General features: G+C 69.4%; 4 protein-coding genes. 3 read left to right on the top strand and 1 reads right to left on the bottom strand.

Annotated elements, in window-relative coordinates; all coding sequences use genetic code 11:
• Positions 1–151: 151 nt before the first annotated feature.
• The gene (locus G3N64_RS38230; protein ID WP_205788766.1) at positions 152–1,930 is read left to right on the top strand and encodes a Wzy polymerase domain-containing protein; all 1,779 of its coding nucleotides are present in this window, start codon (positions 152–154) and stop codon (positions 1,928–1,930) included.
• Between the two features lie 455 nt (positions 1,931–2,385).
• Positions 2,386–2,736: a TonB family protein gene (locus G3N64_RS38225; protein ID WP_205788765.1), complete on the top strand. Its 351-nt coding sequence runs from the start codon at positions 2,386–2,388 to the stop codon at positions 2,734–2,736.
• A 304-nt stretch (positions 2,737–3,040) separates the two neighbouring features.
• Here G3N64_RS38225 and moaC read toward each other — a convergent pair whose 3' ends face one another.
• The gene (gene moaC / locus G3N64_RS38220) at positions 3,041–3,529 is read right to left on the bottom strand and encodes a cyclic pyranopterin monophosphate synthase MoaC (protein ID WP_205788764.1); all 489 of its coding nucleotides are present in this window, start codon (positions 3,527–3,529) and stop codon (positions 3,041–3,043) included.
• 274 nt (positions 3,530–3,803) lie between these two features.
• Here moaC and G3N64_RS38215 point away from each other — a divergent pair.
• Positions 3,804–5,088 (top strand): M48 family metalloprotease (locus G3N64_RS38215; protein ID WP_205788763.1); only part of this gene is annotated, 1,285 nt, incomplete at its 3' end.

Here is a 5,088-nt window from a genome sequence, read left to right as displayed (position 1 = left end):
CCGGCGGCGGAACAGGGCGGCCCGGGCAGCATGCCGGCCGCCGCTTCAGCCGGGCGGGGCGGCCACCCCGCGTCGGGTCGCGGCGCGACGGCCCCGCACAGAGGAGGGAAAGTTTTGTATAGTGCGCCGGTTGCTGACATCCGGTTCGCTCATGCCTTCTACTTTTTCCCGTTCGTTGCCGCTCGTTGCGCTGGCTGTCGCCCTGATCGTGCCGTATGCGATCACGAATCACACGTATCCGATCCCGACTTTCTATTCCGAGTTTTCCGCGCTGGTGCTGTACCTGCTGGTGGGAGTATCGGTCATGCTGCTCGCGCGCACGGGGCGCCCGGCCGAGCCGTTTGCCGCGCCGGCCGCATTCGTCGCGCCGCTCGGGTTCGCCGCGGTGCTCCTCGCGCAGGTCGCGCTGATCTCGCTCAAGGTGCCGTCGATGAACTGGCTCGCGGTTGGCTATCTTGCCGCCGCGCTGGTCGCGATGCAGGCGGGCTATGCACTCGCGCGCGACGGGCTGGCCGAGGCCGTGTCGCGAATGATGGCCGGCGCGCTGCTCGTCGGCGGCGTGTTCGCGGTCGGAACCCAGATCGTGCAGTTGTTCCACCTCGAGTCGGCGCTGTCGCCATTCGTCGTGATGTACAACGTCGCGGTCGATCGCCGCCCTTACGGCAACATGGCGCAGGCGAACCATCTGGCCAGCTACATCGCGTTCGCGCTCGCGGGCGCGCTGTATCTCGTGCAGACGCGCCGGCTCGCGGTATGGGCGTGGTTTGCGCTGTCGATCGTGCTGTCGGTCGGTCTTGCGCTGACGGTGTCGCGCGGGCCGTGGCTGCAGGTCGCGGTGATGGTCGTCGCGGGCTTCTGGATGGCGTGGCTCGAATCGCGTCGCGCGCCGGGCAATGCGCGTGCGTGGCTGATTCCGGTCGTGCTCGCGGTGGCGTTCATCGCGGTGAACGTCGCGGTACGCTGGGCCAACGTGCACTACCACCTGAATCTAGCGGAATCGGCCGCCGACCGGATGCGCGACGCGGGACAGATCGCGCCGCGGCTCGCGCTGTGGAAGTACGGGCTCGCGATGTTCCGCGAGCATCCGCTGCTCGGCGTCGGCTGGGGCGAGTTCCCATCGCACCAGTTCGCGCTCGTGCGCTCGCTCGGCGGCGTCGAGATCGCGAACAACTCGCACGACATCTTCATCGACCTGCTCGCGAAGTCCGGCCTCGTCGGCCTCGGCGTGCTCGTCGTCACGCTCGTGACGTGGTTCGTGCGTGCGGTGCGCGCGCCGCAGTCGAGCATGCGCGTGTTCGGCTTCGCGCTGATCGGCATCCTGCTGATGCATGCGCTGGTCGAGTATCCGCAGCAGTACATGTTCTTCCTGCTGCCGGCGATGTTCGTGATCGGGCTGCTCGAAGTGAAGCCGCTGCGCATCCTGCCGGGGCGTGCAGCCTTCGGGCTGTTCGCGGTGCTGTCGGTCGGCGGCGTGCTGGCGGCGGTGCCCGTGTTGCGCGACTACCAGCGCGCGGAAGTGCTGTATTACGGCAGCGATCCGGCCGCGCAGTATCGCGATGCGCCGTCGCTGCTGTTTGGCGCCTGGGGCGAATACGGCGCGGCCACGCTGCTCCCGATCTCGGCGGACGACCTGCCGGCCAAGCTCGCCGCGCATGAGCGGGCGATCGCGCTGCTGCCCGGCGAGACGGTGCTACGCCGCTATGCGGCGCTGCAGGCGCTCGCCGGCCGTGAGGCCGATGCGCTCGACACCGTCGCGCGCCTGCACGTGTTTGCGAAGGAGTTGAAGGACTGGCCGCAACAACTGGCGGCGCTGTACAAGCTGTGCGATCAGCAGCCGGCGCTGAAGGCGTTCAAGGCGGCGGTCGTCGCGAAATACGGCGAAGCGCCGGCCGATGCGGCCGATGACGAGGACGACGACGATTCGGATTGATGCGCGCAGCGCCTGCCGGAACGGGGAATTCCGGCAGGTGCCGCGCCGTGAGGAAGCAGCGGTGCGCGTCGGGCGTTACAGCCCGGCGCGAACCCGGTGAATCCGGCCGCGTATCGATTACCTTGCGGATTGCGCGGATTCAGGCCGAAGGCGCGGCGATTCGCGTCAACCATTGTCAAATCGCGGCCGCTCACCGGGCCGCGCGTGCACAATGCGCGAAAGCGCTTGCGTACCGGCCTGCATCGAGCCTGGGCCGGCGCGAACACCGGCAGCACCCCGGCCACCCGGGAAGTCCGCCATGCAGGATCGCGGCCGAACATCGATCGGCCGTGCGGCCGTAACGGGGCGCCGGTCCGATGGCCGCGGCGCAGTGTGATGCACACGATGCAGCCGGGCGACGTTTACCGGTGCGCGGTGCGTGCGTCCGGAACAGTGCTGAAGAACGATATTCGACCATGGCTATTCGCCCGACCTACCTGATCCTGCCCGCCGTCGCGATGCTGTTTTCCGGCTGCGCGATGCTGTCGTCGTCGCAGGAAAGCAAACTGACCTGCCACATTCCGCGCGCCGTCTATCCGGATACCGCGAAGCCGCTCGCGCGCCCCGCGACCGTGCTCGTGCGCGCGCTGATGACGACATCCGGCGAAGCGCAGAACGTCACCGTGACGACGAGCAGCCGCAACGCAGCGGCCGACCGCGCGGCCGTCGACGCGATGACGCACGCGACTTGCGTGCAGACGGGCGCGACCGCGAACCCGTTCCTGCTGACACAACCGTTCGTGTTCGAGCCGCAGCGCGGCCAGTGATGCGCGGGCGGCGCGGCCCGCACGCGGGTTGCCGTCTGGTTCGTTTCCTGTCAGCCGCTCATTGTGCATGGCCGCTGACAGTCGGGGCGCGCGGCCGTCGGACGGAGCGTGCTCGGCGTTCAGCGCCGCGGCAAGCCGGCTCGGCGGCATTGCGCATCCCGTGCATCGTGAACCCGTTGCGCTTCTGGCGAATTTCAGCGCGAGGTTCTTCATCGGTGACTTGTGCTTCTGGTTATCTATCGCTCGATCGGGGAATCGTGACGGCCGGCGATGCTCCGTGAGTGGCTGCTGTTGCGGCTGGCGCTTAACCTGCCGTGTCTTCCGCCTTCCAGTCCCCCGACTTCCCGCCGCGCTTTTCACGCACGCTCACCTCGGTGATCACCATCCCGCGATCGACCGCCTTGCACATGTCGTAGACGGTCAGCAGCCCGACCTGCACGGCGGTCAGCGCTTCCATCTCGACGCCGGTCCGGCCGAACGTTTCGACCTGCGCGACGCAGTGCACGCCCGGCAGCGTGTCGTCGAGTTCGAAGTCGACGGCCACCCGCGTCAACGCGAGCGGATGGCACAGCGGGATCAGGTCGGCCGTGCGCTTGGCGCCCTGGATCGCCGCGATGCGCGCGACGCCGAGCACGTCGCCTTTCTTGGCCTTGCCGTCGCGGATCAGTGCGAACGTGTCCGCCAGCATCCGGATCGTGCCGCGCGCGATCGCGATGCGCCGGGTTTCCTGCTTGCCGCCGACGTCGACCATGTGTGCATGGCCGGCGGCGTCGAAATGGGTGAGTCCTGACATGTGATGCTCCAGTGGAACGGCGTGCTCGCGCGAGCACGTCCGTCGATCCTGCTTCGCGATCGGGCAGGGTGCCGTATCCAATTCCCGCACCCCGATCCGATCCGACGTTTCAACGGGCGCCTATCATAGCAGTGGCATTCGCGGCGCCGGGTGCGCAGATGGCGCCCATGCCGCAAGGGACAGTTGCGATGTCGCCGGTACAATGACCCGAATATTCAGACCAAACGCCGCGATGCGCGCCCGGCGCGCGGGACGGCGTCGTTTTCATCCTGCCATGCGTGTCAAACAGTTGCTTGCCGTGTCGCTGTCGGTGGCGCTCGCATTGCCGCCGAGCGGCCATGCGCAGAGTGCGTCCGCGCCGCCGCTCGAATCGGCGGCCGACGGCGCCCGGTCGATTTCCACCGTGCCGTCCGGCATCGCGGCCGGCGTGTTCGGCACGTACGGCGGCGCGGAGAGCCGCTTTTCGGACGCGGGCGGCGCATCGGCGCCGGCCGCGAGCCTGCGTGCGCCGCTGCGCGCGCTCGAGCTGCCCGACCTGGGCGACGGTTCCGGCGGTTCGCTGACGCCGCAGGCCGAGCGCCGGCTCGGCGAGCGCGTGATGCGCGAAGTGCGGCGCGATCCCGACTATCTCGACGACTGGCTCGTGCGCGACTACCTGAACGCGATGGCGGCGCGGCTTGCGGCCGCGGCGGCCGCGCGCTTCATCGGCGGCTACACGCCGGACTTCGACCTGTTCCCGGTGCGCGATCCGCAGATCAACGCGTTCTCGATGCCGGGCGGCTTCATCGGGATCAACAGCGGGCTGGTCGTCACGACGCAGACGGAGTCGGAGCTCGCGTCGGTGGTCGGCCACGAGATGGGGCACGTGCTGCAGCGGCACATCGCGCGGATGATCGGTGCGAACGAGAAGTCCGGCTATACGGCGCTCGCGACGATGCTGCTCGGCGTGCTGGCCGGCGTGCTCGCGAGAAGCGGCGATCTCGGCAGCGCGATCGCGGTGGGCGGGCAGGCGTACGCGGTGGACAACCAGCTGCGCTTCTCGCGTTCGGCCGAGCGCGAGGCCGATCGCGTTGGTTTCCAGCTGCTCGCGGGCGCGGGCTACGACCCGTACGGGATGCCGGGCTTCTTCGAGCGGCTCGACCGCGCGTCGATGGGCGATGCGGGCGTGCCGGCGTATGCGCGCACGCACCCGCTGACCGGCGAACGGATCGCCGACATGGAGGATCGCGCGCGCCGCGCGCCGTACCGGCAGCCGCGCCAGTCGCCCGAATACGGGTTCGTGCGCGCCCGGCTGCGTGTCCTGCAGAACCGCGCGCCGACCGACATCGCGGCCGAAGCGCGCCGGATGCAGTCCGAGATCGACGATCGCACGGCGCCGAACGTCGCGGCGAACTGGTACGGCATCGCGCTCGCGAACGCGCAGCTCGGCGAGTACGACGCGGCCGGCAAGGCGCTCGCGTCGGCACGCACCGCGTTCGAGGCGCGCGAGCGGCGCGAGGACGATCCGGCGACGAGCTCGCCGAGCCTCGACGTGCTGGCCGCCGACGTCGCGCGCCGCG

It is taken from the genome of Burkholderia sp. Ac-20344, assembly GCF_017104975.1.
Classification (GTDB): domain Bacteria; phylum Pseudomonadota; class Gammaproteobacteria; order Burkholderiales; family Burkholderiaceae; genus Burkholderia.
Note: the sequence above shows the minus strand (reverse complement) of the source record. Positions and strands in the feature narration are given on the sequence as shown.